The organism is Achromobacter sp. 1011811831 (assembly GCF_059760905.1).
This window is the reverse complement of sequence record NZ_JCBANG010000002.1, coordinates 60,020-86,573: the sequence shown is the minus strand read 5'-3', so window position 1 is coordinate 86,573 and position 26,554 is coordinate 60,020. Positions and strand designations below refer to the sequence as shown.

General features: G+C 66.6%; 23 protein-coding genes and 1 tRNA gene. 7 read left to right on the top strand and 17 right to left on the bottom strand.

Features of this window, described 5'->3' with window-relative positions; all coding sequences use genetic code 11:
- Positions 1–143 precede the first annotated feature (143 nt).
- The 4 genes from AC6LJ9_RS01305 to AC6LJ9_RS01290 form a co-directional block, all read right to left on the bottom strand.
- Positions 144–234, bottom strand: a tRNA-Ser gene (locus AC6LJ9_RS01305).
- A 126-nt stretch (positions 235–360) separates the two neighbouring features.
- Positions 361–1,917, bottom strand: a complete 1,557-nt coding sequence (locus AC6LJ9_RS01300; RefSeq protein ID WP_212312302.1) for a SpoVR family protein — start codon at positions 1,915–1,917, stop codon at positions 361–363.
- Positions 1,914–3,176, bottom strand: coding sequence for a YeaH/YhbH family protein (locus AC6LJ9_RS01295; protein ID WP_498146182.1), 1,263 nt, complete (start codon positions 3,174–3,176; stop codon positions 1,914–1,916). Before AC6LJ9_RS01295 ends, AC6LJ9_RS01300 begins: the two co-directional genes overlap by 4 nt.
- Positions 3,177–3,188: 12 nt before the next feature.
- Entirely contained in the window at positions 3,189–5,105 is a 1,917-nt protein-coding gene (locus AC6LJ9_RS01290; protein ID WP_498146232.1) for a PrkA family serine protein kinase, read from the bottom strand.
- Positions 5,106–6,052: 947 nt separating this feature from the next.
- On the opposite strand from AC6LJ9_RS01290, the gene AC6LJ9_RS01285 reads away from it, so the two are divergent.
- Both AC6LJ9_RS01285 and AC6LJ9_RS01280 read left to right on the top strand, forming a co-directional pair.
- A complete protein-coding gene (locus AC6LJ9_RS01285) occupies positions 6,053–7,171 on the top strand; it encodes a DUF3142 domain-containing protein (protein WP_498146181.1) in 1,119 nt (372 codons plus the stop codon).
- Positions 7,158–9,656, top strand: coding sequence for a hypothetical protein (locus AC6LJ9_RS01280; RefSeq protein WP_498146180.1), 2,499 nt, complete (start codon positions 7,158–7,160; stop codon positions 9,654–9,656). Before AC6LJ9_RS01285 ends, AC6LJ9_RS01280 begins: the two co-directional genes overlap by 14 nt.
- 80 nt (positions 9,657–9,736) lie before the next feature.
- On the opposite strand, the gene ribD is transcribed toward AC6LJ9_RS01280, so the two are convergent.
- Positions 9,737–10,888, bottom strand: a complete 1,152-nt coding sequence (gene ribD, locus AC6LJ9_RS01275; RefSeq protein WP_498146179.1) for a bifunctional diaminohydroxyphosphoribosylaminopyrimidine deaminase/5-amino-6-(5-phosphoribosylamino)uracil reductase RibD — start codon at positions 10,886–10,888, stop codon at positions 9,737–9,739.
- 210 nt (positions 10,889–11,098) lie between these two features.
- Between ribD and AC6LJ9_RS01270 the strand changes: the two genes are divergently transcribed.
- Positions 11,099–11,662, top strand: a complete 564-nt coding sequence (locus AC6LJ9_RS01270) for a cysteine hydrolase family protein (protein WP_212321676.1) — start codon at positions 11,099–11,101, stop codon at positions 11,660–11,662.
- 34 nt (positions 11,663–11,696) lie between these two features.
- On the top strand, positions 11,697–12,659 hold the full coding sequence (locus AC6LJ9_RS01265) for a GlxA family transcriptional regulator (RefSeq protein ID WP_498146178.1): 963 nt from the start codon (positions 11,697–11,699) through the stop codon (positions 12,657–12,659).
- Between the two features lie 75 nt (positions 12,660–12,734).
- On the opposite strand, the gene nrdR is transcribed toward AC6LJ9_RS01265, so the two are convergent.
- Positions 12,735–13,214, bottom strand: a complete 480-nt coding sequence (gene nrdR / locus AC6LJ9_RS01260; RefSeq protein ID WP_103272382.1) for a transcriptional regulator NrdR — start codon at positions 13,212–13,214, stop codon at positions 12,735–12,737.
- A gap of 199 nt (positions 13,215–13,413) precedes the next feature.
- Positions 13,414–14,664, bottom strand: a complete 1,251-nt coding sequence (gene glyA / locus AC6LJ9_RS01255; protein ID WP_103272381.1) for a serine hydroxymethyltransferase — start codon at positions 14,662–14,664, stop codon at positions 13,414–13,416.
- Between the two features lie 211 nt (positions 14,665–14,875).
- Here glyA and AC6LJ9_RS01250 point away from each other — a divergent pair, with 211 nt between their 5' ends.
- Positions 14,876–15,514, top strand: coding sequence for a LysE family translocator (locus tag AC6LJ9_RS01250; RefSeq protein ID WP_212321686.1), 639 nt, complete (start codon positions 14,876–14,878; stop codon positions 15,512–15,514).
- A 130-nt stretch (positions 15,515–15,644) separates the two neighbouring features.
- Here the strand turns inward: AC6LJ9_RS01250 and AC6LJ9_RS01245 are convergent, their stop codons facing one another.
- A complete protein-coding gene (locus AC6LJ9_RS01245; RefSeq protein ID WP_498146177.1) occupies positions 15,645–16,301 on the bottom strand; it encodes a YbhB/YbcL family Raf kinase inhibitor-like protein in 657 nt (218 codons plus the stop codon).
- Between the two features lie 101 nt (positions 16,302–16,402).
- Entirely contained in the window at positions 16,403–17,647 is a 1,245-nt protein-coding gene (gene tyrS / locus AC6LJ9_RS01240; RefSeq protein WP_498146176.1) for a tyrosine--tRNA ligase, read from the bottom strand.
- Between the two features lie 259 nt (positions 17,648–17,906).
- Between tyrS and AC6LJ9_RS01235 the strand changes: the two genes are divergently transcribed.
- Together AC6LJ9_RS01235 and AC6LJ9_RS01230 are read left to right on the top strand one after the other, a co-directional pair.
- Positions 17,907–19,313 (top strand): M23 family metallopeptidase, encoded by a 1,407-nt coding sequence (locus AC6LJ9_RS01235; RefSeq protein WP_498146175.1) that lies wholly within the window; start codon positions 17,907–17,909, stop codon positions 19,311–19,313.
- Positions 19,314–19,323: 10 nt separating this feature from the next.
- On the top strand, positions 19,324–20,472 hold the full coding sequence (locus AC6LJ9_RS01230) for an anhydro-N-acetylmuramic acid kinase (RefSeq protein ID WP_498146174.1): 1,149 nt from the start codon (positions 19,324–19,326) through the stop codon (positions 20,470–20,472).
- Positions 20,473–20,538: 66 nt separating this feature from the next.
- Here AC6LJ9_RS01230 and erpA read toward each other — a convergent pair whose 3' ends face one another.
- From erpA to AC6LJ9_RS01190, 8 genes are all read right to left on the bottom strand, one after another.
- On the bottom strand, positions 20,539–20,910 hold the full coding sequence (gene erpA / locus AC6LJ9_RS01225) for an iron-sulfur cluster insertion protein ErpA (protein ID WP_103272375.1): 372 nt from the start codon (positions 20,908–20,910) through the stop codon (positions 20,539–20,541).
- An 86-nt stretch (positions 20,911–20,996) separates the two neighbouring features.
- Entirely contained in the window at positions 20,997–21,731 is a 735-nt protein-coding gene (locus AC6LJ9_RS01220) for a DUF6776 family protein (protein WP_498146173.1), read from the bottom strand.
- 40 nt (positions 21,732–21,771) lie between these two features.
- Positions 21,772–22,836 carry an N-acetyl-gamma-glutamyl-phosphate reductase gene (gene argC / locus AC6LJ9_RS01215; protein ID WP_212320657.1) on the bottom strand — a complete coding sequence of 355 codons (1,065 nt, stop codon included), beginning with the start codon at positions 22,834–22,836 and terminating at the stop codon, positions 21,772–21,774.
- A 118-nt stretch (positions 22,837–22,954) separates the two neighbouring features.
- A complete protein-coding gene (rpsI, locus tag AC6LJ9_RS01210; RefSeq protein WP_006388641.1) occupies positions 22,955–23,347 on the bottom strand; it encodes a 30S ribosomal protein S9 in 393 nt (130 codons plus the stop codon).
- A gap of 9 nt (positions 23,348–23,356) precedes the next feature.
- On the bottom strand, positions 23,357–23,785 hold the full coding sequence (rplM, locus tag AC6LJ9_RS01205; protein ID WP_006217309.1) for a 50S ribosomal protein L13: 429 nt from the start codon (positions 23,783–23,785) through the stop codon (positions 23,357–23,359).
- A 414-nt stretch (positions 23,786–24,199) separates the two neighbouring features.
- On the bottom strand, positions 24,200–24,910 hold the full coding sequence (locus tag AC6LJ9_RS01200; protein ID WP_103272373.1) for an ABC transporter ATP-binding protein: 711 nt from the start codon (positions 24,908–24,910) through the stop codon (positions 24,200–24,202).
- Positions 24,907–25,695, bottom strand: a complete 789-nt coding sequence (locus AC6LJ9_RS01195) for an ABC transporter ATP-binding protein (protein WP_103272372.1) — start codon at positions 25,693–25,695, stop codon at positions 24,907–24,909. The genes AC6LJ9_RS01200 and AC6LJ9_RS01195 overlap by 4 nt, the downstream gene beginning before the upstream one ends.
- A complete protein-coding gene (locus tag AC6LJ9_RS01190) occupies positions 25,688–26,554 on the bottom strand; it encodes a branched-chain amino acid ABC transporter permease (protein WP_103272371.1) in 867 nt (288 codons plus the stop codon). The genes AC6LJ9_RS01195 and AC6LJ9_RS01190 overlap by 8 nt, the downstream gene beginning before the upstream one ends.

Genomic DNA, 26,554 nt, shown 5'->3' with positions numbered 1-26,554 from the left:
GCCCGCCAATATAGGGCTTGCATGGGTCCGGCGCGAGTCGATCCTGCGCCCAGGCGCTGGATTTTTCATGCGGGCCTTCAAGGCGCGCCGCAAGCAAAAAGCCCTTGAACTCGCGCTGAGTTCAAGGGCTTGGGATGCATTCTTGGCGGACAGAGGGGGATTCGAACCCCCGATACGCTTTTGACGTATACACGCTTTCCAGGCGTGCGCCTTCAACCACTCGGCCACCTGTCCTGATCGTCCTAGGGACGCCGCATTGCTGAAAATGCGAATCCGCGATTCTAGCAGATTGCCAGGAAAGCCGCACGTCGGGAAAGAAAAAGGGGACGCCAAAGGCGTCCCCCCGTCCGGCCTGCCGGTTCAGGCCGCCGCTTGTGGCGCTTCCTGCTCGCGGTAGGCGCTGACCGTGCCGTCCGGTTCGGTCTCTTCGAGCCTGACCTTGAAGCCCCACAACCGGGCCAGGTGCTTCATCACCTGTTCGGCGTCGTCGCCGGCCAGGGGACGGCCGCGGCTCTTCAGGTGGCGCAGCACCAGCGAGCGGTCGGTGTCGCGGTTGAAGCGCACCACCTGCACATCGGGCACCAGGTTGTCACGGTTGTGCTGCGCGGCCAGCAGGCGGCGGATGTCGCGGTAGCCCTCGTCGTCGTGGATCGCGGCAACTTCCAGCTTGGGATTGGCCTGGTGATCCGAGATGGCGAAGAAGCGGAACTCGCGGATCAGCTTGGGCGACAGGTACTGCGAGATGAAGGACTCATCCTTGAAGTTGCGCATGGCGAAGTCCAGCGTCTTCAGCCAGTCGCCGCCGGCGATGTCGGGGAACCAGCGGCGGTCTTCCGGCGTGGGCGCCTCGCAGATGCGGCGGATGTCCGACATCATCGCGAATCCCAGCGCATACGGATTGATGCCGCCGTAGCCGCGTTCGTCGAAGCCGCGCTGGCTGACCACGTTGGTATGGCTCTGCAGAAACTCCATCATGAAGCCGTCGTTGACCAGCCCCTTCTCATGCAGGCGGTTCAGGATGGTGTAGTGCCAGAACGTGGCCCAGCCCTCGTTCATGACCTTGGTCTGGGTTTGCGGATAGAAGTACTGCGCGATCTTGCGCACGATCCGCACCAGCTCCTTCTGCCACGGCGCGAGCTTGGGCGAGTATTTCTCGATGAAGTACAGCAGGTTCTCTTCGGGTTCGGGCGGGAAGTTCGAGGACTGGCTGTGCGTGTCCTTGCCCTCCTCCAGGCGCGGCAGCGTGCGCCAGAGGTCGTTGTATTGCAGCCGCGCATGCTCCTGGCGCTCGGCCTGGCGTGCTGCCTCTTCCTTGTACGAGATCGGCGTGGGCCGCTTGTAGCGGTCGACCCCGTGGTGCGACAGCGCATGACAGGAGTCCAGCACGGCCTCGACCGCGTCGATGCCGTAGCGGTCCTCGCAGGACATGACATACTTGCGCGCGAACACCAGGTAGTCCAGCACGCCATCGGCGTCGGTCCACTGGCGGAACAAGTAGTTGCCCTTGAAGAAGGAGTTGTGGCCATAGCAGGCGTGCGCGATCACCAGCGCCTGCATCGTCATGGAGTTTTCTTCCATGAGATACGAGATGCAGGGATTGGAGTTGATCACGATCTCGTAGGCCAGTCCCTGCATGCCGCGCCGGTAGAACTGCTCGTTGCGGATGAATTCCTTGCCGTAGGACCAGTGCGGATAACCGATAGGCAGGCCCGCCGACGCATAGGCATCGAGCATCTGCTCCGAGGTGATGACCTCGATCTGGTTCGGGTAGGTATCCAGCCCGTACTCGCGCGCGACCTGCGAGATCGCGTCGTCGTAGGTCTGCAGCAACTCGAACGTCCATTCGGAGCCCTGCGAGATCGGCCGAGAGCCTCCGGCCGCATCCGGCTCCACGAGTGCACCCGCGATGGCATTCATACCGTTTCCTTCTTGAACAGGTCATGGAACACGGGGTAGATCTCCCCGCGATCGCAGATCCGCCGCATCACGAAATGCGGCTCCAGCTTCTGTTCGTACTCGGCCCACAGGCTGCTCTTGCGCGCCTCCTGCGAGTCGGGCACCTCGATGTAGGCGAAGTAGCGCGTGGCCGGCAACAGGTGCTCGGCCAGGAAGCGCGCGCTCTTGCCGGCATCGGCGCCGAACGAATCGCCGTCGCTGGCCTGGGCCGCGTAGACGTTCCAGGCGCTGGGCGGGTAGCGCTTTTCCAGGATCTCGCGCATCAGCTCCAGCGCCGACAGCACGATGGTGCCGCCGCTCTTCGGGTCGTAAAAGAAGGTGCGTTCGTCCACTTCCTCGGCGTTGTCGGTATGGCGGATGAACACCAGATCGACGTGCTCGTACTTGCGCGACAGGAACAGGTACAGCAGCGTGAAGAAGCGCTTGGCCAGATCCTTCTTGCCTTCGTCCATCGAGCCGGACACGTCCATCAGGCAGAACATGACGGCGCGCGCCATGGGGATCGAGACCGACACCCGGTTGCGGTAGCGCAGGTCCAGGTCGTCCAGGAACGGCACGCGCGCCAGGCGCTCGCGGCAGTCCTCGACGTCCTGTTCCAGGGCGCGGATCTCGTCGGCGCCCGCGCCGGCGGCCAGGGCCTTGGCCAGGCGTTCCTCGGCGTCTTCCAGGTCCGCGCGCGCCTTGACGCTCAGCGCCACGCGGCGCGCCAGCGATGACTTGAGCGTGCGGCTGATGCTCAGCATGCTGGGCGAGCCCGAGGTGGTGTAGCCGGCGCGCTGCCACTTGCGCTGGCTCACCTCGCCCAATTGATTGCGCGCCAGGTTGGGAAGTTCCAGGTCTTCGAAAAACAGGTTCAGGAATTCAGCGCGCGACAGGCTGAAGGTGAACTGATCGACCGCCTCGCCCTCGCCGGGCTCGGCTCCGCCCTGCCCCTGCCCGCCTCCCTGCGGCCGGTCGAAGGTGTCTCCCTTGGCGAACTCGCGGTTGCCGGGATGCACCATCTCGCGGTCGCCGCCCTGCCCGTGATGGAAGGTAGGCTCGGAGATGTCGCGCGCGGGCAGGTTGACCTCGCCGCCCTGATCCATGTCCTGGATCGAGCGGTCGCGGATCATGCCATGCACCGCCTTGCGGATCTGGTCCTTGTAGCGCCGGAGAAAACGTTCCCGGTTGACGGCGCTCTTGTTGCGCCCGTTAAGACGGCGATCGATCAGTGAATTCATGATTCACCTCGCTCAGGAAGACTTCCTTACACGGAGGTACCACTCGCACAGCAGTCGGACCTGCTTCTCCGTGTATCCCTTCTCGACCATGCGGTCGACGAAACTCTGATGCTTGGACTTATCCTCGGCCGATGCCTTGGCGTTGAACGAGATCACCGGCAGCAGGTCTTCCGTGTTCGAGAACATCTTCTTCTCGATCACCTCGCGCAGCTTTTCATAGCTGGTCCAGGTCGGATTGCGGCCGTTGTTGTTGGCGCGGGCGCGCAGCACGAAGTTGACGATCTCGTTGCGGAAGTCCTTCGGATTGGCGATGCCGGCCGGCTTCTCGATCTTTTCCAGCTCATCGTTCAAGGCGCTGCGATCGAAGCTCTCGCCGGTTTCCGGGTCGCGGAATTCCTCGTCCTGGATCCAGCAGTCGGCGAAGGTCACGTAGCGGTCGAAGATGTTCTGGCCGTACTCGGAGTAGGACTCCAGGTATGCGGTCTGGATCTCCTTGCCGATGAACTCGGCGTAGCGCGGCGCCAGGTAGCCCTTGATGAATTCGAGATAGCGCCGGCGGACTTCGTCGGGATAGTCCTCGCGGCCGATGCGCTGCTCGAGCACATACATCAGGTGCACCGGGTTGGCGGCAACCTCGGTCTGGTCATAGTTGAAGACGCTGGACAGGATCTTGTAGGCGAAGCGCGTGGACACGCCGTTCATGCCCTCGTCGGTGCCGGCGTAGTCCTTGTATTCCTGCAAGGCCTTGGCCTTCGGATCCACGTCCTTCAGGCTTTCGCCGTCATAGACGCGCAGCTTCGAATAGATGCTGGAATTCTCCGGCTCCTTCAGGCGCGTCAGCACCGAGAACTGCGCCATCATGTCCAGCGTTCCCGGCGCGCAGGGCGCCGTCGACAGCGAGCTGTGATGCAGCAGCTTCTCGTAGATGCGAACCTCTTCCGACACCTGCAGGCAGTACGGAACCTTGACGATGTAGATACGGTCGAGGAAGGCCTCGTTGTGCTTGTTATTGCGGAAGGTCTGCCATTCCGATTCGTTCGAGTGCGCCAGGATGCTGCCGTTGAACGGAATCGCGGAAAAGCCCTCGGTGCCCTTGAAGTTGCCTTCCTGCGTGGCGGTCAAGAGCGGGTGCAGCATCTTGATCGGCGCCTTGAACATTTCCACGAACTCGAGCAGCCCCTGGTTGGCCAGGCACAGCCCGCCCGAGTAGCTGTAGGCGTCGGGATCGTCCTGCGAATGGCGATCGAGCTTGCGGATGTCCACCTTGCCGACCAGGGACGAGATGTCCTGGTTGTTCTCGTCGCCCGGCTCGGTCTTGGCGATGGCCACCTGGCGCAGCACCGAGGGATTGAGGCGCACGACGCGGAACTGCGAGATGTCGCCGTCGAATTCCTTCAGGCGCTTGATGGCCCACGGCGACATGATGCCGGTGAGGTAGCGGCGCGGAATGCCGTATTCCTTTTCCAGCGTCTCGCCGAAGCGTTCCGGATGGAACAGGCCCAGCGGCGATTCGTTGACGGGCGAGCCCTTGAGCGCGTAGATGGGGAAACGCTCCATCAGCACCTTGAGCCGTTCGGCGATGGACGACTTGCCGCCGCCCACGGGGCCCAGCAGATAGAGGATCTGCTTGCGCTCTTCCAGTCCCTGCGCGGCATGCTTGAAGAACGCGACGATCTGCCCGATCACGTCCTCCATGCCGTAGAACTCCTGGAACGCTGGATAGCGCCGGATGGTCCGGTTGGAAAACAAGCGGGAAAGGCGCGGGTCGTTGCGCGTATCCACGACCTCGGGCTCGCCGATCGCCGCGAGCATGCGCTCGGCGGGACTGGCGTATGCCATGGGATCGCTCTTGGCCAGGCTCAGATATTCCTCAAGGGAAAGCTCTGACTCCTGCTCTCTTGCATACTGCGACTTGAAGCCTTCGACGATGTTTTGCACGGAAACCTCCTACAACACGCGAAAAAGCCATTACGTCCCGACTTGTCCCCATTGTGCCTCAGTGCCATCGCAATACTTCCGTATTGCAATACAAACTCGCGATAAGCATTTTCAGCGTAGCCGTATGTTGCTTTCGCCACACATCGGCCATAAGGCGTATCGGGGTCCTTTCCAATTAGGCTGCACCCTTTGGACACTAGTTCCGTCAGGGAATGCAACTTCGGTGAATAAGTTCGCTCGATCGACTTCAGCATATCGCCGTAGTGAGCGCGCAAAACGCGGCCGCATACGAAATGGTCGGCAATGATTTGAAGGGATGAGCGATATCCCATGGATTCTTATGCGCGGGAGATGTCGGTCCCGCAAGGCTCGCCATGCGATCGCGGCGAGCGGCCTGAACGTCGCGCTGCGGCTTCGTTCAGCGGCGTGCTGATGCGGCGTGAAAAAGCGCCAGCCAGACAGCACGCGAATCCTAGGTGTGACGAGGGCGCGTGGCTGAGAACGGTACGAACCGCGGGCGTAGCGCCAAGTCATGCACCTATGCTAAGCCCAATTGACCGTTTTGTGGCAATTCATTTGCCGCGAGTCTGCAAAAAATATAAAACGCCGTCTGCGAAAAGCACTTCGGGAACACTTCAAGAACGCTTCAAGAACACGTCAGAAATGCAAGGCGCGCGGATGCTGAATGATTCGCGGATATCTGGCAGCCGGCCCGATGGAGTGCTAATACCCATGCCACGCGCAAGGGTTGCTTGCGGCGCTAGAATCACGGCTTTGCGCAATCGCGCCCACCTCCGAAGCCGCATCCGCCGCCCATGCCGTCCCGCCTGCGAAACGTGGTTCGCCGGTACCTGTCTCCCGCCCTCGCGGCGCGTGGACGCGTTGCCGTCGTCCTGTGCAGCGTCCTCGTGGCGGCTTGCGGCAAGACCGATCCGGCCTTGGACAACGATGCCTATGTCTGGCAACGCCGCTGGACGCCGGCCGTGACCGCGGCGATGTCTGACAGCGCCGATCTGGTGCGGACCTGGCGAGTGCTGGCCGCCGACGTGGCCCCGGACGGTAAATGGTCCGACGCGGCGCCCGCCCTGCCGGCCCTGGCCGCCGCCGGCCGGCCGGCCATCATGGTGCTGCGCTTCGACGGCCGCGTGGACGGTTTGCGCGACGCTGAGATCCATGCGCGCATCGCGGCCTTGCGCGATTCATGGCAACGGGCCGGCATCGCGCTGGCGGGCGTGGAAATCGACTACGACTGCGCCACCTCCAAGCTGCCGGCGTACACGCGCTTCCTTGCCGGCCTGCGCGGGCGCCTGGATCCGTCCATCTCCCTGTCCATCACCGCCCTGCCGACCTGGCTGGACAGTCCCGCGCTCGCCGCCCTGCTCGCCATCCCCGACGAAAGCGTGCTGCAGGTCCATGCCGTGCTCAGTCCGACGCGCGGACTGTTCGATGCCAAGCGCGCGCAGGCCTGGCTGGACGCCTACGCGGCGCAGACCCGCAAGCCCTGGCGCGTGGCCCTGCCCGCCTACGGCAGCCGCGTCGCCTGGGACGACGAGGGCAGGATCGCAGCGGTCGAAAGCGAGCAGCCCGCGCTCATGCCGGGCGGACGCTCGGCGGAGCTGCTCGTGACGCCCGCCGAAATGGCGACCTTCGTCTCCCGCATCGAAGACCGGCGCCCGCCCGGCCTGGCCGGCATAGTCTGGTTCCGTCTGCCGACCCGCGTCGACGCGCGCGCCTGGAGCCTGCCGACGTGGCGCGCCGTGCTGGCGCGCCAGCCGCTGCGTCCGGCGCTGTCCGTCAGCGCGCAGGCCGCCGCCGGCGGCGCGCGCGACCTCATACTCGCGAACGCCGGCGATGCCGACGCCGCGCTCCCCTTCGCCGTGCGGCTGGACGGCGCCTGCGCCGCCGCCGACGGCATCAACGGCTACACGCTGGAACGCGACGGACTAGGCATCTACCTGCGTCGCGCGCAGGAAGGCCTGCTGCACGCCGGCGCCCAACGCAACATCGGCTGGATACGCTGTGAACACGAACCGACCAACCTCCATGTCCAACCCTAAGAAACTCGCAAAAGCGCTCCTGCTTGCCGGCCTCATCGGCGCCGGCGTGGTCATTGCCTGCGGCCCCGACTTCCCCGCGCAACTGCTGGACGACCGCGGCGGCACGCTGCACGCGACGCCGTCCAACTCGTTCCGCTACGAGGCGGCGCGGCTGACGCCAGCCACCGACGCGCTGCGGGCCCGCGACACCGACCCGTACTATCAGCCGCCGCAGGCGTACATACCGGAAGACGACGATCCAGAACTGGACGCGACTCAGCGCAACGCCATCCGCAAGATGCGCGCGCAGGCAGACGGCGACGCGGCCTACGCCGCCGGCGCCGGCGTCCCGGAAGCCGCGCGCCTGTATGCCGCCGGCGCGGTGGACTACCTGCTGGCACAGCGCGAACCGGGCGAGCTCGGCGAACAGCGGCTGGCGCGGGCGCAGCAACGCTTCCAGGCCATCCTGGCGCTGCCGGCCGCGCAGTCTGTCGCACGCAGCGTGTGGGCGTCGTACATGCTGGCTGATATCGGGGACATCTCCAACGCCGTCCACGACGATGCCGCCGCGCGGGCACAAACCGCCAAGGCCTACGAACACGCCCGCGCACTGGCGCGCGCCGGCGCACCGGATCCGCTGGGCCTGGCCGTCGCCAGCTACGGCCAGCAGGCGCGCCTGCTGCTGACCGGCGCGCAAGGCGAGTGCAGCTATGTTGATCTCCTGAACGACACCCCCTGCATGGATGCGGTTCCCGCGGTCGCGCTCAAGCAGGCCATCCGCCTGTACGCCGAACAGGCGGCGCGCGGATCGTCCAGCGGCCACGCGTCGCTGCGCCTGCTGGCCAGCTGGGCGCTGGGCACGCCCGAACGCGCCCGCGCCCTGATCGACGATCCCGTCGCGCAAGGGCTGCTGGTGTCCTATGCGCTGGCGCGGCTCGGCGACATCGTCGACGGCCAGCCCGACAGCGCTTTCGATGCCTACGCCAACTTCGACGCCACCGGCCAGCCCGGCCTGGCCGATTCGGCGCGCGGCGCGCCCAATGTCGAACCCAATCCCACGCTCAAGTCCCTGGTCTCGGCCTTGCAGGCGCTGGACGTGCGACAGGTGGCGAACGCCGACCGCGTCGCCGCCCTGGCCTATCGCATCGGCCGCTACGACCTGGCGCAATCGCTGGCCAGCCGGCTGGACACGGCGCTGGCCTGGTGGGTGCGTGCCAAGCTGGCGCTGCGCCAGGGCGACTCGGTCCAGGCGGCGCAGGCCTATGCCCGCGCCGCCGCCGCGTTCCCGCGCGCCGATGGCAGTCTCGACGCCGACAGCGCGGGACGCTTGCGGGCCGAACAGGGCGTGCTGACCCTGTCGCGCGGCCAGTATGTCGAAGCGCTGGACCAGTTGCTGCGGGCGGGCGGCCCGCTGGACGCGGCGCGGCCCGCCGAAGAAGAGGGCTGGCCGATGGCGCCGTACTGGAACGACGCCGCCTATGTCGCCGAACGCGTGCTGACGCTGGACGAACTCAAACAGTACGTGGACGCGCAGGCGCCCGCCACGCCCGCTCCCGCCCGGCCCAAGGTGTTCGACCTGAAGGACGGCGACGACTACTACGGCTGGGCCCGGCAGCATCCCGTTCCGACCGCCGACCGCCTGCGCCTGCTGCTGGCGCGGCGCATGGTGCGCGAGGGCATGATCGACCAGGCGCTGCCCTATTTCCCCGCCGAGGCCGATCCGCGCTTTGCCCGCATGCGCTACGACACGGCGGGCGTGGCGAAGCTGGAGAACGACGAATCGCGCGGCCAGGCCGCCGCCTATGGCGCGGCCCTGCGCGAAGCCGGCAATGGCTGGGGCCGCACCGGACGGGCGCAGGCCTGGCACCAGGCCGGGCTGATGGCCCGTCGCCATGGCATGGAGATCATGGGCTACGAAGAGGATCCCGACTACACGATCTATGACGGCAGCTATACCTACGGCGCGGGCCGCAACCACTTCCTGTGGACGCAAAAGCATGGCGATGCCATTCCCGCCACGCCCGCGGAGCGCGCCGAAGCCGCCCTGCCCGGCCCCTACGTCACGCAGCAGGAGCGCGAACGCTACGCCGCCAGCGAGGCGCGGCCCTATGCCCGCTTCCACTACCGGCAGATCGCCGCCAGCCACATGATGAAGGCGGCCGACGAACTGCCGGCCCGCTCGCAGGCTTACGCTGCCGTGCTGTGCCAGGGCACGCGCTTCGTCATCAACGACTCGCCGGACGTCGCGGCGAAAATGTACCGGCGCTATGTGGAAACCGGCGCCGTCGTGCCGTTCAGCGGCAGCTTCGGCCAGGAATGCGCGGAACCCGACTTCAAGGGCGCGGCCCGGTTCCACTACGTCCAGGCCTGGAAGGCCTGGGAGCGGCTGCGCCAGGACCATCCGGGCCGCCTGCTGGCCGCCGGCCTGCTGGCGCTGGCGGCGGCCGCCGCAGGTGTTGCGCTGTGGGTCTGGCGTTCGCGTCGCGGCGCGCGCTCGCAGGGCTGATCCGCGCTGGCGGTCGGCTCCGGGCCGGCCGCAACATCCTTGTCCGGGTCGTCCTTCGGGGCCGGCCTTGCCCTATGCGCTCAGCTCAGATCGGGCAAGGCCACCCGCTGCAACAGTTGCTGCCAGTTGGCCTCGACCCGCGCGCGCAAGCGCAGGTCGGGGCCGATCGCCGCCGTATCGATGAAGGCGTAGCGCCGGGCGGCGTCCAGGTGTTCCAGCAGCGGCAGGCGCACCATGCCGGCCGCGTCGCCCAGCAGCACCGGCGCCAGGTACAGCAGCAGCTCGTCCACGCAGCCCGCCGATACCAGCGCGCCGCTCAGGCCCGCGCCGGCCTCGACGTGGACTTCATTGAATTGTTCCTGGGCCAGCCGGCGCATCATGGCGGGCAGGTCCACCTTGCCAGGCATCTCGCCCGGCAGGCAGACGACGCGTGCGTTGCGCTGTTCCAGGCGCCGCGCCTTGGCCGCATCCTCGCGGGCGGTGAAGACGATGACTTCCGCGCCATCGAACAGCCGCGCCGTTTCGGGAATGGCGAATCCGCCATCGACCACCGCCTTGCGCGGCTGGCGCGGCGTGTCGACGCCCCGGACGTTGAGCTGAGGATCGTCCTTCAACACCGTGCCCATGCCCGTCAGCACGACGCAGCTGCGCGCGCGCCAGCGATGGCCGTCCTCGCGCGCCTGCGGGCCGGTGATCCATTGCGACATGCCGTTATGCAACGCGCTGCGGCCATCCAGCGAAGCCGCCATCTTCATCCAGACCCAGGGCAGCCCGCGGCTCATGCGGGAGATAAAACCCGCGTTCAGCGCCAGCGCTTCCTCCCGGCAAACGCCGGTGGTGACGGCGATGCCGGCGGCGCGCAGCCGCGCCAGGCCCTGGCCGTTGACCAGGGGATTGGGGTCGCCGATCGCCACCACCACGCGCGCCGGCGCGGCGGCCAGCACGGCGTCCACGCAGGGCGGGGTGCGGCCATGATGGCTGCAAGGCTCAAGCGTGACGTAGAGCGTGGCGCCCGCCACCGTCTCGCCACGGGCCAGGGCGTCGCGCAGGGCGCACACCTCGGCATGCGGTCCGCCCGGCGGCTGGGTCGCGCCTTCGCCCAGCACGCGTCCGTCGCGCACGATGACGCAGCCGACCCGGGGATTGGGCGCGGTCGTGTACATGACGGTCCGCGCCAGGTCCAGCGCGCGCCGCATCCAGTGTAGATCGTCGTAATCGGTGGCAGTCGTCATGCGCAGGATTGTATGTCCGCGCGGCCGCGCCCTGGGAGACCCGCGCCCGTTCCAACCCGCCCCCCCCGCCATCCGGCGCCGCCCGCCTTCCCAGCCGCCATGATGTCCGTTTCGGGCCGATGCTGGTCTGCCGGCGCGCTCGCCTGGCTGCTCGGCGAGGATGAAAATGGCTGCGTGTCCTTTTAAAATCCATGCTTTGGAGCCCAGACCATGAAGCAAGCGCTGATCGTCATCGATGTCCAGGATTCCTTTCGGCAACGTCCGTTTTGGGACGAAACCGAGTACCCCGCGTTCGTGGCGCAGATCCAGCGCCTGATCGACGCCGCGACGGCCCAGGGCGTGCCGGTGCTACAGGTTTTCCACACCAGCGTGTCGGACGATCCGGCCAATCCCTTCTCGCTGGCGTCCGGGCACGTCAAGACGCTGAAAGAGCTGAAGATCTCCCCCACCGCCGTGTTCCACAAGACCGTGCACTCCTCGCTCTACGCCAAGGGCCAGGACGGCGCGACGCTGCATGACTGGCTGCGGGATCACGATATCGGCGAGATCATCGTCAGCGGCATCCGCACCGAGCAGTGCTGCGAGACCACTTCGCGCCATGCCAGCGACGCGGGCTTCAAGGTAATCTTCCCCACCGACGCCACCCTGACCTTCGCCATGCAGAGCCCGTCCGGCCGGCAATACACGCCCGCCGAGATCCGCGACCGCACCGAGCTGGTGCTGCAAGGCCGCTTCGCGCGGATCCTGCGTGCCGCCGACGTGCTGGCGGCTTAGCGTGCCGTCCCGCTGAAATGCGCGAGCGCACGCCATGATCCCGGTGTACTTCGTGCTGACGCGCGGCCTGGTGCTGCTGGACCTGGCCGGTCCGGCGGAAGCGTTCCGGGTGGCCGAAAGGCTGTGCCCCGGCACGTTCGCGCTGCATTTCTGCGGACCCGAGGCGGAGCTGGAATGCGGCCTGGCGGGGCTGCACCTGGCGCGCATCAAGCCGCTGCCGGCCAGATTGCCCGCCAACGCGCTGGTCATCGTTTCCGGCGTGGTGGGCACGCCGACGCGGCTGGACGATGCGCAGGCGCGCGCCATCATCGACTGGCTGGCCGCACGCCAACCGAACGACGGCTTCACGCTGATGACGGTCTGCGCCGGCGCGCTGTTCGCCGCCGCCGCCGGTCTCACGCACGGGCGCGAATGCACCACCCACCACGGCAGCCTGGCGCAGCTGGCGGCGCTGGATCCCAGCGCGCGGATCCTCGACAACCGCATCTTCGTCGAGGACGGCGCGCTGGTCAGCAGCGCGGGCATCACGGCGGGCATCGATCTCGCGCTGCACATGGTGTCGCGCCACTGCGGCCCGCGCATCGCCTGCGAGGTTGCCCGTGAAATGCTGGTCTACCAGCGCCGCGCCGGCACGGATTCGGCTCTGTCGCCCTGGCTGGAACACCGCAGCCATCTGCACCCCGGCGTCCACAAGGTGCAGGATGCGGTGGTACGCAACCCGGCGGCGCCCTGGTCGGCGCAATCGCTGGCGCAGGAAGCCCATACCAGCGCGCGCCACCTGACCCGGCTGTTCCGCCTGCACGCGGGCTGCACGCCGATGGACTATCTCTATCAGATACGCGTCGCGCTGACGCGCGACCTGTTGCGCGAAACCCGGCTGGACCTGGAGCGCGTGGCGGAAAAAGCAGGGTTTGGCTCGGCCCAGCACATGCGGCGCGTGTGGCGGCGCTTCGAGCCGCGGACGCCCGGCATGGCGCGGCAGCAGTTGGCGGCCTGAAGCCGGCCGTCGACCTCGCGCGCCGACCTTGCCACCGCGCCCGAGCGGCGACGTGACGACAACAGGCGGATCCGGTCAGTCCTTGCGCAGCTTGCCGGGCAGCAGGGGCCCCTGCATCTCTCGGATGGCTTCGACGAATTCGCCGATGTCCTCGAAACTCTTGTAGACCGACGCGAAGCGCACGTAGGCCACCTTGTCGAGCTTGCGCAGCTCGTTCATGACCAGTTCGCCGATGTGCTCGGTGGGCACTTCGCGCTGGCCGCTGGCCCGCAACTGTTCTTCGATGCGGGAGACGGCGGCGTCCACGTCGCCGGTGCTGACGGGGCGCTTGCGCAGCGCCAGGCTCAGGCTGGCGCGCAGCTTGGCCGGATCGTAGTCGCTGCGGCTGCCATTGCGCTTGACGACCGAGGGCAGCGCCAGCTCCACCCGTTCATAGGTGGTGAAGCGCTTGTCGCAGGACAGGCAACGGCGGCGACGCCGGATGGCGTCGCCTTCTTCCGAGACGCGGCTGTCGACGACCTGCGTTTCGGGGTTGCCGCAAAATGGACACCGCATGTGTGATCCCTGAAGGCCGGATGGCAAGAATTAAGCATATTGTAACGATCCGTCCGGTGGAAATCGTCAAGAGGGCTGAATTCGTCCCCGATATTTTTGCCAGTAACCGCAAGTCCGGCCAAAAACAAAGGGACGGCCCTTGCGGAACCGTCCCTTTTCAGCCCCGCCGCCCGGTTTCCCGGGCGGACAGCGCAGGCGCTTACTTGCGGCCGTAGACCGGCAGGCGCGAGGTCAGTGCGTTGACCTTGGCACGCACGGCGGCGATGTTGGCCTCGTCGCGCGGGTTGTCCAGCACGTCGGCGATCAGGTTGGCGGTCAGTTCGGCCTCGGCTTCGGTGAAGCCGCGGGTCGTCATGGCCGGCGTGCCCAGGCGGATGCCGCTGGTCACGAAGGGCTTTTCCGGATCGTTCGGGATGGCATTCTTGTTGACCGTGATGTGGGCCTGGCCCAGCACGGCTTCGGCTTCCTTGCCGGTGATGCCCTTGGCGCGCAGGTCGACCAGCATGACGTGGCTTTCGGTGCGGCCGGAAACGATGCGCAGGCCGCGCTTGACCAGCGTGTCGGCCAGCACCTTGGCGTTCTTGACCACTTGCTGCGCGTAGTCCTTGAATTCCGGAGCCAGCGCTTCCTTGAAGGCCACGGCCTTGCCGGCGATGACGTGCATCAGCGGGCCGCCCTGGATGCCGGGGAAGATCGCCGAGTTGATGATCTTCTCGTGCTCGGCCTTCATCATGATGACGCCGCCGCGCGGACCCCGCAGCGACTTGTGCGTGGTCGAGGTGACGAAGTCGGCATGCGGAACCGGGTTGGGGTAGGCGCCGCCGGCGACCAGGCCCGCGTAGTGGGCGATGTCGACCATGAACAGCGCGCCGTTTTCACGGGCGATGCGGCCCATGCGCTCGAAATCGATGTGCAGCGCGTAGGCCGAGGCGCCGGCCACGATCAGCTTGGGCTTGTGTTCCTTGGCCAGCTTTTCGACCTGGTCGTAGTTCAGCACTTCGTTTTCGTCCAGGCCGTACGAGATGAAGTTGTACAGCTTGCCCGAGGCGTTGACCGACGCGCCGTGCGTCAGGTGGCCGCCTTCGGCCAGGCTCATGCCCAGCACGGTGTCGCCCGGCTTGAGCACGGCCATGTACACGCCCTGGTTGGCCTGCGAGCCCGAGTTGGGCTGCACGTTGGCGGCTTCGGCGCCGAAGATCTGCTTCAGGCGATCGATGGCCAGTTGCTCGACCACGTCCACGTATTCGCAACCGCCGTAGTAGCGCTTGCCGGGATAGCCTTCGGCGTACTTGTTCGTGAGCTGCGTGCCCTGGGCTTCCATGACGGCCGGGCTGGCGTAGTTCTCGGACGCGATCAGCTCGATGTGCTGTTCCTGGCGCACGTCTTCTTTCTGGACGGCGGCCCAGACATCCGGGTCAGCCTTGGACAGGGTGAGGTTGCGGTCAAACATGACGGAGGGTTCCTGAGGCAGTAGAAGAGAAAAAACCGGGGAAAGGCTGGCCGGGGTAAACCCGGAGAATGGCGCTTAGTTTACCGCGTCGGGCGCGCGGAATTGCCCCCTATCTTCCAGCAATCGGCGCAAAATGCCATGCACGGGCGCGAAAACCACGCGCGCCAGTCCGCCCCCTGAAACCGGCTTCAAGCCGCCTTGAGCAACTTTCATGCAAACTGCCACCCTCCTCACCTACTCGCTGGTAGCCGCCGTCAGCGTGGTCAGCCCCGGCCCCGCCACCATGCTCGCCATCCGCAATGGCGCGGCGGGCGGCGTGCGCGCCGTGCTGCCGTCGACGCTGGGGAACGTGACGGGCCTGTTCCTGCTGTCCGCCGCTGCCATGCTGGGGCTGGGCGTGGTGCTGCAATCGTCGGCGCTGCTGTTCACGCTGGTGAAAGTCGCGGGCGCGGCCTATCTGCTCTACATCGGTCTGCGCCATCTGCTTGGCCGCTCGAATATCGCACCGCCGCCCGAACAGGCCGCGCAACTGGCGCCGCGCCGCGCCAGCCGCCTGTACCTTGAAGCGGCGCTGGTGGCGACGATGAACCCCAAGCCCATCCTGTTCTTCACCGCGCTGTTCCCGCAATTCCTGGCCGCGAGCGAGCCGCTGCTGCCGCAGTTCTTCATCCTGACGGGCATCTTCATGGGCATGTCGCTGGTCTCGCTGCTGGCCTATGGCGCGCTGGCCCATCGCGCGCGGCGGCTGCTGCGCCAGCCGCGCATCGTGACCTGGCTCAACCGGCTGGTAGGCTCGATCTTCGTGGGCTTCGGCGTGGCGTTGCTGCGCTTGAAACGCGCGGCGGGCTGATACGCGCGGATGGGCTGCCGGCCCAGGCCTTGACCAGACCGACAACCGCGGCCGCAATGAAGCGCCCAATTGAAAACGCCCTGCCGCCGGACGGATCCGACGACAGGGCGTGATCGGCCCGCGCGGGGCGTCAGGAGGCCGAGGTGGCCCCGATCTGCCTGGGCGCCAGTGCCGGGTTGAGCGTGTAGGTGCCGGTCAGCGAAGCCTGGGCCAGCACATGCTTCTGGATCGCGCGCAGCGCGTCCTCGCCCGTGAAGGGCCCTTGCAGGCCCAGCGTGGCCACGTCCAGCGCATACAGCGTGAACACGTAGCGGTGGACCAGCGCGTCGTTCCAGGGCGGGCACGGGCCGTCATAGCCGAAATAGTCGCCGCTCATGTCGTGGTCGCTGGCGAACCAGGACGTGTAGGAATTGACGCCCTGGCGCGCGCCCAGCGGCGCCAGCGGGCCGCCCTTGCCGCGCGGCGTGATGCCGTTGGAAAAGGCGCCCTCGTCGATTTCGCGCAGGTCGGCCGCCAGGTCCACCAGCACCCAGTGGAAGAAATCCACGCGCGGCAGGCTGGCGGGCACTTCGCGGCCCTCCTGGTTGACGTCGTCAGGAACTGACGGCACGTCCGGGTCGTGGCAGATCAGCGCGAAGGACTGCGTGCCGGCCGGCGCGTCGTCCCAGGAGAACTGCGGATTGAAGTTATCGGCCAGCGCGACGTGCGATTGCGCGTCGATCCTGCCGAAGGCGTAGCGCTCGGGAATCGACTCGGTATCGGAAAAGGACAAACTCAATAGCTTCATGTCGTGCTCCTCAATGTGCCGCAAGGGACGCCCGGGTCCTCGGCCCTGACTCCCAGCGTATCAAATCTCCGCAGCCACCGGATCAAGCGATCTTCGCAAAATCACGACTTCACGGTAACACGGGCGAATTTGCGCTTGCCTACCTGCACCACGTAAGTGCCGGCGGGCAATTGCAACGATTTGTCCTCGACGCGGTCGCCGTCCACCCGCACGCCGCCCTGCTCCACATTGCGCTGGGCCTCGGAGCCCGACGCCACCAGGCCGGCCTCGCGCAGCAGCTTCAGGATGCCCACCGGCGCGCCGGCGACATTCACTTCGGGAATGTCGTCCGGAATGGCGCCGTCGCGGAAACGCGCCTCGAAGGAAGCCAGCGCCTCGTCGGCCGCGCGGGCCGAATGGAAGCGGGTGATGATTTCCTGGGCCAGCAGGACCTTGGCGTCGCGCGGATTGCGGCCGGCCTCGGTCTCGGCCTTGAGCGCGGCGATGTCTTCCAGCGAACGGAACGACAGCAGCTCGAAGTAGCGCCACATCAGCGTGTCGGAGATCGACATGAGCTTGCCGAACATCGAATCCGGCGACTCCGAAATGCCGATGTAATTGCCCTTGGACTTGGACATCTTTTCGACGCCATCCGTCCCCACCAACAGCGGCATGGTCAGGATGCACTGCGGTTCCTGGCCATATTCCTTCTGCAGCTCGCGTCCGACCAGCAGGTTGAACTTCTGATCGGTGCCCCCCAGCTCCAGATCGGACTTCAGCGCCACCGAGTCATAGCCCTGCATCAGCGGATACAGGAATTCATGCACCGAGATCGGCACGCCGCCCTTGAAGCGCTTGGTGAAGTCCTCGCGCTCCATCATGCGCGCCACCGTGTAACGCGAGGCCAGCTGGATCATGCCGCGCGCGCCCAGCGGGTCACACCACTCGGAGTTGTAACGGATCTCGGTCTTGGCCGGATCCAGCACCAGACTGGCCTGCGCGTAGTAGGTCTTGGCGTTGGCCTCGATCTGCTCGCGGGTCAGCGGCGGACGGGTGCTGTTGCGGCCGCTGGGATCGCCGATGGTCGAGGTGAAGTCGCCGATCAGGAAGATGACCGTGTGGCCCAGGTCCTGCAGCTGGCGCATCTTGTTCAGCACCACCGTGTGGCCCAGGTGGATGTCCGGCGCGGTCGGATCCAGCCCCAGCTTGATCCGCAGCGGCACGCCGGTGGCGCGGCTGCGGGCCAGCTTGCGGGCGAATTCCGATTCGACCAGCAGTTCGTCGCAGCCGCGCTTGGCGATGCGCAGGTCGGCTTCGACTTCGGGAGTGATGGGGGCTTCTGCGATGGGGGCTTCTGAGGAGGACATTTCCGGGGGGACCAAGACGGCTTCGGCCGATAAAAAGGTGTAAAAAGTGACGAAAACTATCGAAAATTCTAGCTGAATCAGCTAGGATACCGCCCTAATCATACGCAACTGTCATATATACGCAGTTGTCGTCCGGTCTGTCACCTGCTGTTCACAAGTTGCGCCCCGCGCCAGCCCTTGCCCCGGATAACGTGGCGCGCGGGGGCCGTTCGTGTCACGCACCCTGCGAGTCCCAGCTACCTGAGAGGGTTTCTTCACGATGAATCGTGGCCTCCACGACATTGCGAACCGCTTCAAGCGCAAAACCGCAGCGTCGCCCTCGCCTGTCGAGCCCAAGCCGCGCTCCGGGATTGTCAGCCGCACTCTGCTGGTCACCGCGATCGGCCTGTTCGCCGGCGCTGCCGCGCTGGGCATGGTGCAGCATCCCGATCGCTCCGACATCCCCTCCGCCCGCATCATCCAGAGCGTCCTGCCCCTGACCGCCGAACAGGTCGAGGTCAGCACCCCGAGCGCCGCGCCGTACATCAGCGAAACCCGCATCCGCGCGGGCGACACGCTGGCCGCGGTGCTGCAGCGCCTGGAGCTGGACGCGCCGGAGCTGCAGACCTTCCTCACCCACGACGCCAGCGCCCGCAGCATCTACAAGCTCTATCCGGGCCGCTCGGTCCAGGCGGCGACCGATGAAGACGGCAACCTGATCTGGCTGCGCTACATCCACACGCCCGGCAACGAGACCGACGGCCAGGTCGTCACCCGCATGCTGCACGTGGCTCCGGCCGGCAACAGCTACAAGGCCGAGGAAATCACCGAGAGCACCGATCGCCAGACCCGCGTCGCGGTCGGCACGATCCGCTCCTCGCTGTTCGGCGCCACCGATGCTGCCGGCATCCCCGATTCCGTCACGCTGCAGATGGCCGACATCCTCAGCGCCAAGATCGACTTCCTGCGTGACCTGCGCCAGGGCGACCAGTTCCGCGTGGTCTACGAAGTGCGCTCGCACGACGGCCGCTACGCCGGCGCCGGACGCGTGCTGGCGCTGGAGTTCATCAACGGCGAGAAGACCCACAGCGCCGTCTGGTTCAGCCCCGATGGCAAGACCGGCTCCTACTACGATTTCGAAGGCACCAGCCTGCGCGGCGCGTTCCTGCGCACCGCCCTGAAGTTCAGCCGCATCAGCTCGACCTTCGGCATGCGCATGCACCCCATCCACAAGACCTGGACGGGACACAAGGGCGTGGACTACGCCGCGCCCTCGGGCACGCCGATCCACTCCACGGCCGACGGCACGGTGGAGTTCTCGGGCTGGCAGAACGGCTACGGCAACGTGGTCATCGTCAAGCACCACGGCAAGTACTCGACGCTGTACGCCCACCAGAGCCGCATCGCCGAAGGCATCACCAAGGGCTCCAAGATTTCCCAGGGCCAGCTGCTTGGTTACGTGGGCGCGACCGGCTGGGCCACCGGCCCGCACCTGCACTACGAATTCCGCGTGGACAACCAGCCCATCGACCCGCTGTCGGTGGACCTGCCCGTGGCCCGCACGCTGGAGCCCGCGGAAATCCGCGCCTTCAAGCAGGCCGTGGCGCCTTACCAGCAGCAGATCCAGCTGCTGACGGAATTCCAGCAGACCCTGCCCGACGCGCTGACCAACGTGGCCAGCCGCTGAGCGCGCGGACATGAGCGCTTCCGGCGGCCCGCGCGATTCCCAGCCCGGCCGCCCCGCCCCCGGACTCTATATCGGCTTGATGTCGGGCACCAGCGTCGACGGCGTCGACGGTGTGCTTGCCCGACTGGCCCACGGCCAGCCGCCGCAGGTGCTGGCCAGCGCCAGCCTGGACATGCCCGCCGCCCTGCGCGCCGAGCTGCTGGCGCTGAACCAGTCCGGCGCCGACGAACTGGCGCGCGCCGCGCTGGCGGCCAATGCGCTGGCCCGTCTCTATGCCGACACGGCCGCCCGCCTGCTCGACGCATCCGGCGTCGCGCCACGCGATGTGATCGCCATCGGCGCGCACGGACAGACCGTGCGGCACCGACCCGACAGCGGCTATACCGTGCAATTGAACGCCCCGGCGCTGCTGGCAGAGCTGAGCGGCATCGACGTGGTGGCCGACTTCCGCAGCCGCGACGTGGCCGCGGGCGGCCAGGGCGCGCCGCTGGTGCCGCCCTTCCATGCCGCGATCTTCGGCGCGCCACAGGCGCGCGCGGTGCTGAACCTCGGCGGCATCGCCAACGTCACCCTGCTGGCGCCCGGCGCGCCGGTGCGCGGCTTCGACACCGGCCCCGCCAATGTGCTGCTGGACGGATGGTGCCAGCGCCACCTGAACCAGCCCTTTGACGCCGACGGCCGCTGGGCGGCCAGCGGCAAGGTGCTGGCGCCGCTGCTCGAGGCGCTGATCGCGGGCGAACCGTGGTTCGCCCTGCCGCCGCCCAAGTCCACCGGGCGCGACCTGTTCAACATGCGCTGGCTGGACGACCGGCTGGCGGCCAGCGACGGCCCGCGCCCGGCGCCTGAAGATGTGCAGGCCACGCTGCAGCGCCTGACAGCCAGGACCGTGGCCAACGCCATCGACGCCGCCGCGGCCGGCGTGACCGAGATCTATGTCTGCGGCGGCGGCGCGCGCAACGGCGCGCTGATGCGCGAACTGGCGTACTGCCTGCAACGGCCCGTCCATCCGACCGATGCGCTCGGCGTGCCGGCCCAGCAGGTCGAGGCGCTGGCCTTCGCCTGGCTGGCGCACAGCTTCACGGAACGCCGGCCCGCCGGCCTGCCCGACGTGACCGGCGCGCGCGCGCCCCGCATCCTGGGCGCGCTCTATCCAGCCTGATTGCCCAAAACAAAAAACCCTTCGGCAAGCCGAAGGGTTTTTCGTGAGCCGACGCTCAGGGCGCGATCAGACCGAGAACGACGAACCGCAGCCGCAAGTCGTGCTGGCGTTGGGATTGCGGATGACGAACTGCGAGCCCTCGATGTCTTCCTTGTAGTCGATCTCGGCGCCGACCAGATACTGGAAGCTCATCGGGTCGACCAGCAGCTGCACGCCAGCCTTGTCGAGCACGGTGTCGTCTTCGTTGACGACTTCATCGAAGGTGAAGCCGTACTGGAAACCCGAACAGCCGCCGCCTTGCACGAAGACGCGCAGCTTCAGCTCGGGGTTGCCTTCTTCGGCCAGCAGGTCCTTGACCTTGGCGGCCGCCGAGTCGGTAAAGACCAGGGGAGCAGGCGGCGGGGCCTGCAGGTCGACGGTTTCGGTCACTGCATTCATGGTTCACTCCTGGCCGTTGAGGCCGAATTTCGGTGAGCGGCGTCGCCACTCGTATGCTGTCACTATAGCGCAGCCCCGGGCCGGACTCAAAGTTCGAGCTTGACGCTGCGGGTCGCGCGCACCGTATCGCCTTCGAGCACGGTGATGGTCACGCTTTCGGGGACAAAACCCTCGGGCAAGGCCAGCATGCCCTGGCTACGCTGGTACTGATCGAACTGCAAGGCCAGTCCGGCGGCGACGCCTTCCGGCGCCGGCGTCGTTTCCGACTTGACCTGCATGGGCGCGAGTTCGACGGTCACGGTCTCGCCCTTGAGCGTGCCGACCGCCTGGAAGCGCAGCGCGCCCGAAAACGGCGCGCCGCCATTGCGGCCGCTGCGCATCAGCAGCACCTTGTAGCGCAGGCCCTGCCCGGCGCGCTCCACCTGCGCGCCGCGTATATCGACCGAGCCTTCCGGTCCGGGCGGCAGCAGCTGCTCATAGAACGCCAACTGGTCGCGCACGCGACCGACCTCGGCCTGGGCCGCGCGCAACTGCGTTTCCAGCTCCTGCCGCGCGGCGCGCTCGATCACCAGTTCGCCATCGGCCGCGTCCAGCTGGCCCTGGGTGAAGCGCAGCTGCGTGCGCTGCTGGCGCATCGCTTCTTCCTGCGCGCCGCTCGGCACGGGATCCGAGGCCGCCGCCGCGCCCGCGCGCGCCTGGTGGCGGACATAGAGACTGGTTCCCGCGACGCCCAGCGCCACGCCTAGCGCGAGCGCGATGCCGAAGCGCGCCAGTCCGCGAAGACGGCGCGGTTGCGGAGCGATGGGAGAATCGTTGGACATGGCACTCGAAAGGGCGGCACGCCGCCCTTCCGGCAAGGCATCAGGGCAGGATCGCGACCTGATCCAGGCCGGTGGATTCCGCGAAGCCGAACATCAGGTTCATGTTCTGCACCGCCTGGCCGGCGGCGCCCTTGACCAGGTTGTCCTGCACCACCATCACGATCAGCTGGTCGCCATTGCCCGGGCGCGACAGCGCGATGCGCAGGTTGTTGGACGCGCGCACCGAGCGGGTTTCCGGCAGGCTGCCGGCCGGCATCACATCGACGAAGGCCTCGTCGGCATAGCGCTGCTCGAACAGGGCCTGGAAGTCCGTGTCGCGCGCCTCGGGCAGGATGCGGGCGTAGATGGTGGAGTACATGCCACGGATCATGGGCACCAGGTGCGGCACGAAGGTCAGGCCGACCTTGGCGCCGGCGATCTTCTCCAGCTGCGAAACGATTTCCGGATGATGGCGGTGGCCCGCCACGCCGTAGGCCTTGAAGTTGTCGGAAGCCTCGGAGAACAGCGAGCCCACCTCCGCCTTGCGGCCGGCGCCGGACACGCCCGACTTGCAGTCGGCGATCAGGGTCTGCGCATCGATCAGTTTCTTGCCGCCTTCCAGCAGCGGGGCCAGACCCAGCAGCACCGTGGTCGGGTAGCAGCCCGGGTTGCCGATCACGCGGGCCTTGGAGATGGCTTCACGGTTCAGCTCGACCAGGCCGTACTGGGACTCGGCCAGCACTTCCGGGCAGGTATGGGGAATCTTGTACCAGCGCTCGAACGTGGGGATGTCCTGCAGGCGGAAATCGGCAGCCAGGTCGATCACGCGGGTGCCGGCGGCAATCAGCTCGGGCGCCTGCGCCATGGCCACGCCATGGGGCGTGGCGAAGAACACAACGTCGCAATCGGTCAGCGAGGCCTTTTCCGGCGCGGAGAAAGCGATCTTCACGCGGCCGCGCAGATTCGGGTACATATCGGCCACCGGCAGCCCGTCTTCCTTGCGGGACGTGATGGCGGTCAATTCCACATTCGGGTGCTGCGACAGCAGGCGCAGCAGCTCGACGCCGGTGTAGCCGGTGCCGCCGACGATGCCAACCTTGATACGGGTGTTCGATGCTTGGGCCATGATGGATATGAACTCTACGTGGAACGAAACGTGATTGTATCGCCCGAAAATTGCGGGCAGGCGGAGCGGCGGCCCCAAATGAAAAAAGCCCGCCGTAGCGGGCTTTTTTCTGCAGGCATCAGCGCTTGCTGAACTGCTTGCGACGACGGGCCTTGCGGAAGCCGACCTTCTTGCGTTCGACTTCGCGGGCATCGCGGGTCACGAAACCAGCTTGCGACAGCGCGGGCTTCAGGGTCGCGTCGTAGTCGATCAGGGCACGCGTGATGCCGTGACGGACTGCGCCGGCCTGGCCGGTTTCACCGCCGCCGTGCACGTTGACCTTGATGTCGAACGATTCCAGGTGGCCGGTCAGTTCCAGCGGCTGGCGCACGACCATGCGGCCGGTTTCACGAGCGAAGAACTCGTCGACGGGCTTGCCGTTGACGACGATCTTGCCGGTGCCCTTCTTGATGAAAACGCGAGCCACCGAGGTTTTGCGACGGCCGGTTCCGTAGTTCCAGTTACCGATCATGGCGTTTCCTTAGATATCCAGCGTCTTGGGCTGCTGGGCGGTGTGCGGGTGCTCGGCACCGGCGTACACCTTCAGTTTCTTGATCATCGCGTAGCCCAGCGGACCCTTGGGCAGCATGCCCTTGACAGCCTTCTGGATGGCGCGGCCGGGAAAACGCTCTTGCATTTTCTCGAAGTTCGTTTCGCGGATACCGCCCGGGTACGTGGTGTGGCGGAAGTACTTCTTGTCCTTCGCCTTCGTGCCGGTAACGACGATATCGGAAGCGTTGATGATGACGATGTAATCGCCGGTATCAACGTGCGGCGTGAATTCAGGTTTGTGCTTGCCACGCAGACGACGTGCGACTTCGCTGGCCACACGACCGAGGACTTTGCCCTTGGCGTCGATCACAAACCAGTCACGTTGGACTTCATGCGGCTTGGCCACAAAGGTCTTCATGATGGTTCCTAAGAAGAAAAATGATTCCGCCGGCGGGCGTATCCCTGCCAGCGCTTCCTTCCCCCGACTAGGCCGTGATTCCCGATAAAACCGTGGAATTTCAAGCCTCTATCAGCGTCCCGCCTAAGCGTTATTACCCGCCCGTGCAATAGCCAAAATGAGGGAAAGCCTGTGATTCTAACACAGCTGCTCAAAAAATGGGCAATCAGGGAGCCAACGGCCTTCTGCATCCGCCTCCGCCCTCGCCGGGACTGCCCGCGGGGGCAGCCAAATAAAGGGGCTTCAGATAAAAGGGACAAACTCCACCGGACGGAATGCCCGCATGGCGATGCCTGCCCTGGCTGGCGGTAGACATCCTGCCAGGCGACGACCGGCGCGCGCGATCTGAACCGCGCGCGCCCCGGCAAGATCCGGTCAGGCGCCCAGGTAGGCTTCCAGCACCCGAGGATGGCCCAGCAGCTCGCGGCCGGTGCCGCTCAGCGCCATGGCGCCGTTTTCCAGCACATAGCCGTGCTGGGCAATCTTCAGCGCCTGGCGCACGTTCTGCTCGACCAGGAACAGGGTCAGGCCATCGGCATTGATGGCGCGCAGCGAACGGAAGATCTCCTGCACCACGATGGGCGCCAGGCCCATCGACGGCTCGTCCAGCAGCAGCAGGCGCGGCTTGGCCATCAGCGCGCGGCCGATGGCCAGCATCTGCTGCTCGCCGCCGGACAGGTTGCCGGCCATGCCGTTGATCCGCTCCTTCAGGCGCGGGAACAGATTGAAGACATACTCCAGGTCCGATCCCACGTTCTTCAGACCGCGTCGGTAGGCGCCCAGCTCCAGGTTCTCCAGCACCGTCATGGTGGTGAGGATGGCCCGGCCTTCCGGCACCTGCACGATGCCGCGCGCGACCAGCTGGTGCGGCGGCAGGTTGGTGATGTCCTCGCCCTCGAAGCTGATGCGGCCGCTCGCCTTGGGCAGCAGCCCGGACAGCGCCAGCAGCGTGGTGGACTTGCCGGCGCCGTTGGCGCCGACCAGGGCGGTGATTTCCTTGGCGTTCAGGTCCAGGTCGATGCCGCGAACGGCTTCGATGTGGCCATAGTTGACCTCGAGTCCGCGGACTTCCAGCATTGCGCTCATTTTGCGGCCTCCGCGTGTTCGGCGTCTTCGTCGTCTTCGCGGCCCAGGTAGGCCTCGATGACCTGCTCGTTGTTGCGGATCTCTTCAGGCCCGCCGCAGGCAATGATCTTGCCGAAGTTCAGCACCGCGATCTGTTCGCACAGCCCCATGACGAAGCGCATGTCGTGCTCGATCATGAGAATGGTGTAGCCGCGTTCGCGGATCGCCAGGATCTCGCGCATGAGCTCGGCGCGTTCGCCGGTGTTCATGCCCGCGACCGGCTCGTCCAGCAACAGCAGCTTGGGCTCGGTGGCCAGCGCGCGCGCCAGCTCCAGCCGGCGCTGTTCGCCGTAGGACAGATTGTCGGCCAGGTCATTGGCCTTGTGGTCCAGGCGCATCCAGGTCAGCAGCTCGTGGGCGCGCTCGCGGGCCCGCTTCTCGTGCTCGCGGAACCCCGGCAGGCCCAGCAGCAGGCTGGGGAAGCCGTAGTTCATGTGACGATAGGCGCCGACCACCACGTTTTCCAGCAGCGTCATCTCCTTGAACAGGCGGATGTTCTGGAACGTGCGGGCGATGCCCATGCGCGTGATCTGGTGCGGCGCGCGGCGCAGCAGGCTGTCGCCGTTGAACGTGATGGCGCCGCCGCTGGGCGGCAGCAGGCCGGTGATCAGGTTGAACACCGTGGTCTTGCCGGCGCCGTTCGGGCCGATCAGGCCATAGATGCTGCCCTGGGGCACGGACAGGTTGACGTCATGCAGCACGTGCAGGCCGCCGAAACTCTTGGAGACGGAGGAAAGCTCAAGCATGGCGCTTGCCTCCCTGACGCATCCAGCGCTTGAAGCGCGCCGGATCCCAGATGCCTTGCGGCAGGAACAACACGATCACCACCAGGATCACTCCGTTGACGACCAGGCGGAAATCCGCGAAGCCGCGCAGCATCTCGGGCAGCACCGTGATGATGAAGCTGCCCAGCACCGGGCCCGCCAGGCCGCCGATGCCGCCCAGGATCGCCATGGTCAGGATTTCCACGCCACGGTCGAAGCCGTATTCGTTGGGTCCGATGAAAAAGGTCAGGTGGGCGTTCAGCGCGCCCGCCAGGCCGGCGATCATGGCGCCCGCCACGAATGCCAGCATCTTGTTGGCGCGCACGTCGATGCCCATCAGGCCGGCGGCGGTTTCGTCGCCGCGGATGGCGTCGAAGGCGCGGCCGATCTTGGACACGCGCACGCGCCACAGCACGAACAGCACGATGACGACCGCCAGGATCACATGCCACCACTGGGTCAGCTGCGGGATGCCGTTAAGGCCCAGCGCGCCGCCGGTGATGGACTCGGTGTTCAGCACGGTCACGCGCACCACCTCGCCGAAACCCAGCGTCGCCATGGCCAGATAGACCCCGGACAGCCGCAAGGTGGGCAGGCCGATCAGCGCCGCCACCAGGGCCGGCGCCAGCATGCCGCCGGCCAGCGCCACCGGGAACGAGGCGTCGTAGTTCATGGTGAGCAAGGCGGCGGCGTAGGCGCCGATGCCCATGAAGGCCGCATTGGCCATGGCCAGCATGCCGCAGGCCAGCGTCAGCCAGATGGACAGGGCCAGCAGGGCATTGGTGCCCAGCGTCAGCACCAGGTTGCCGTAAATGGCCCAGAAGTTTTCGAATCCGCTCAT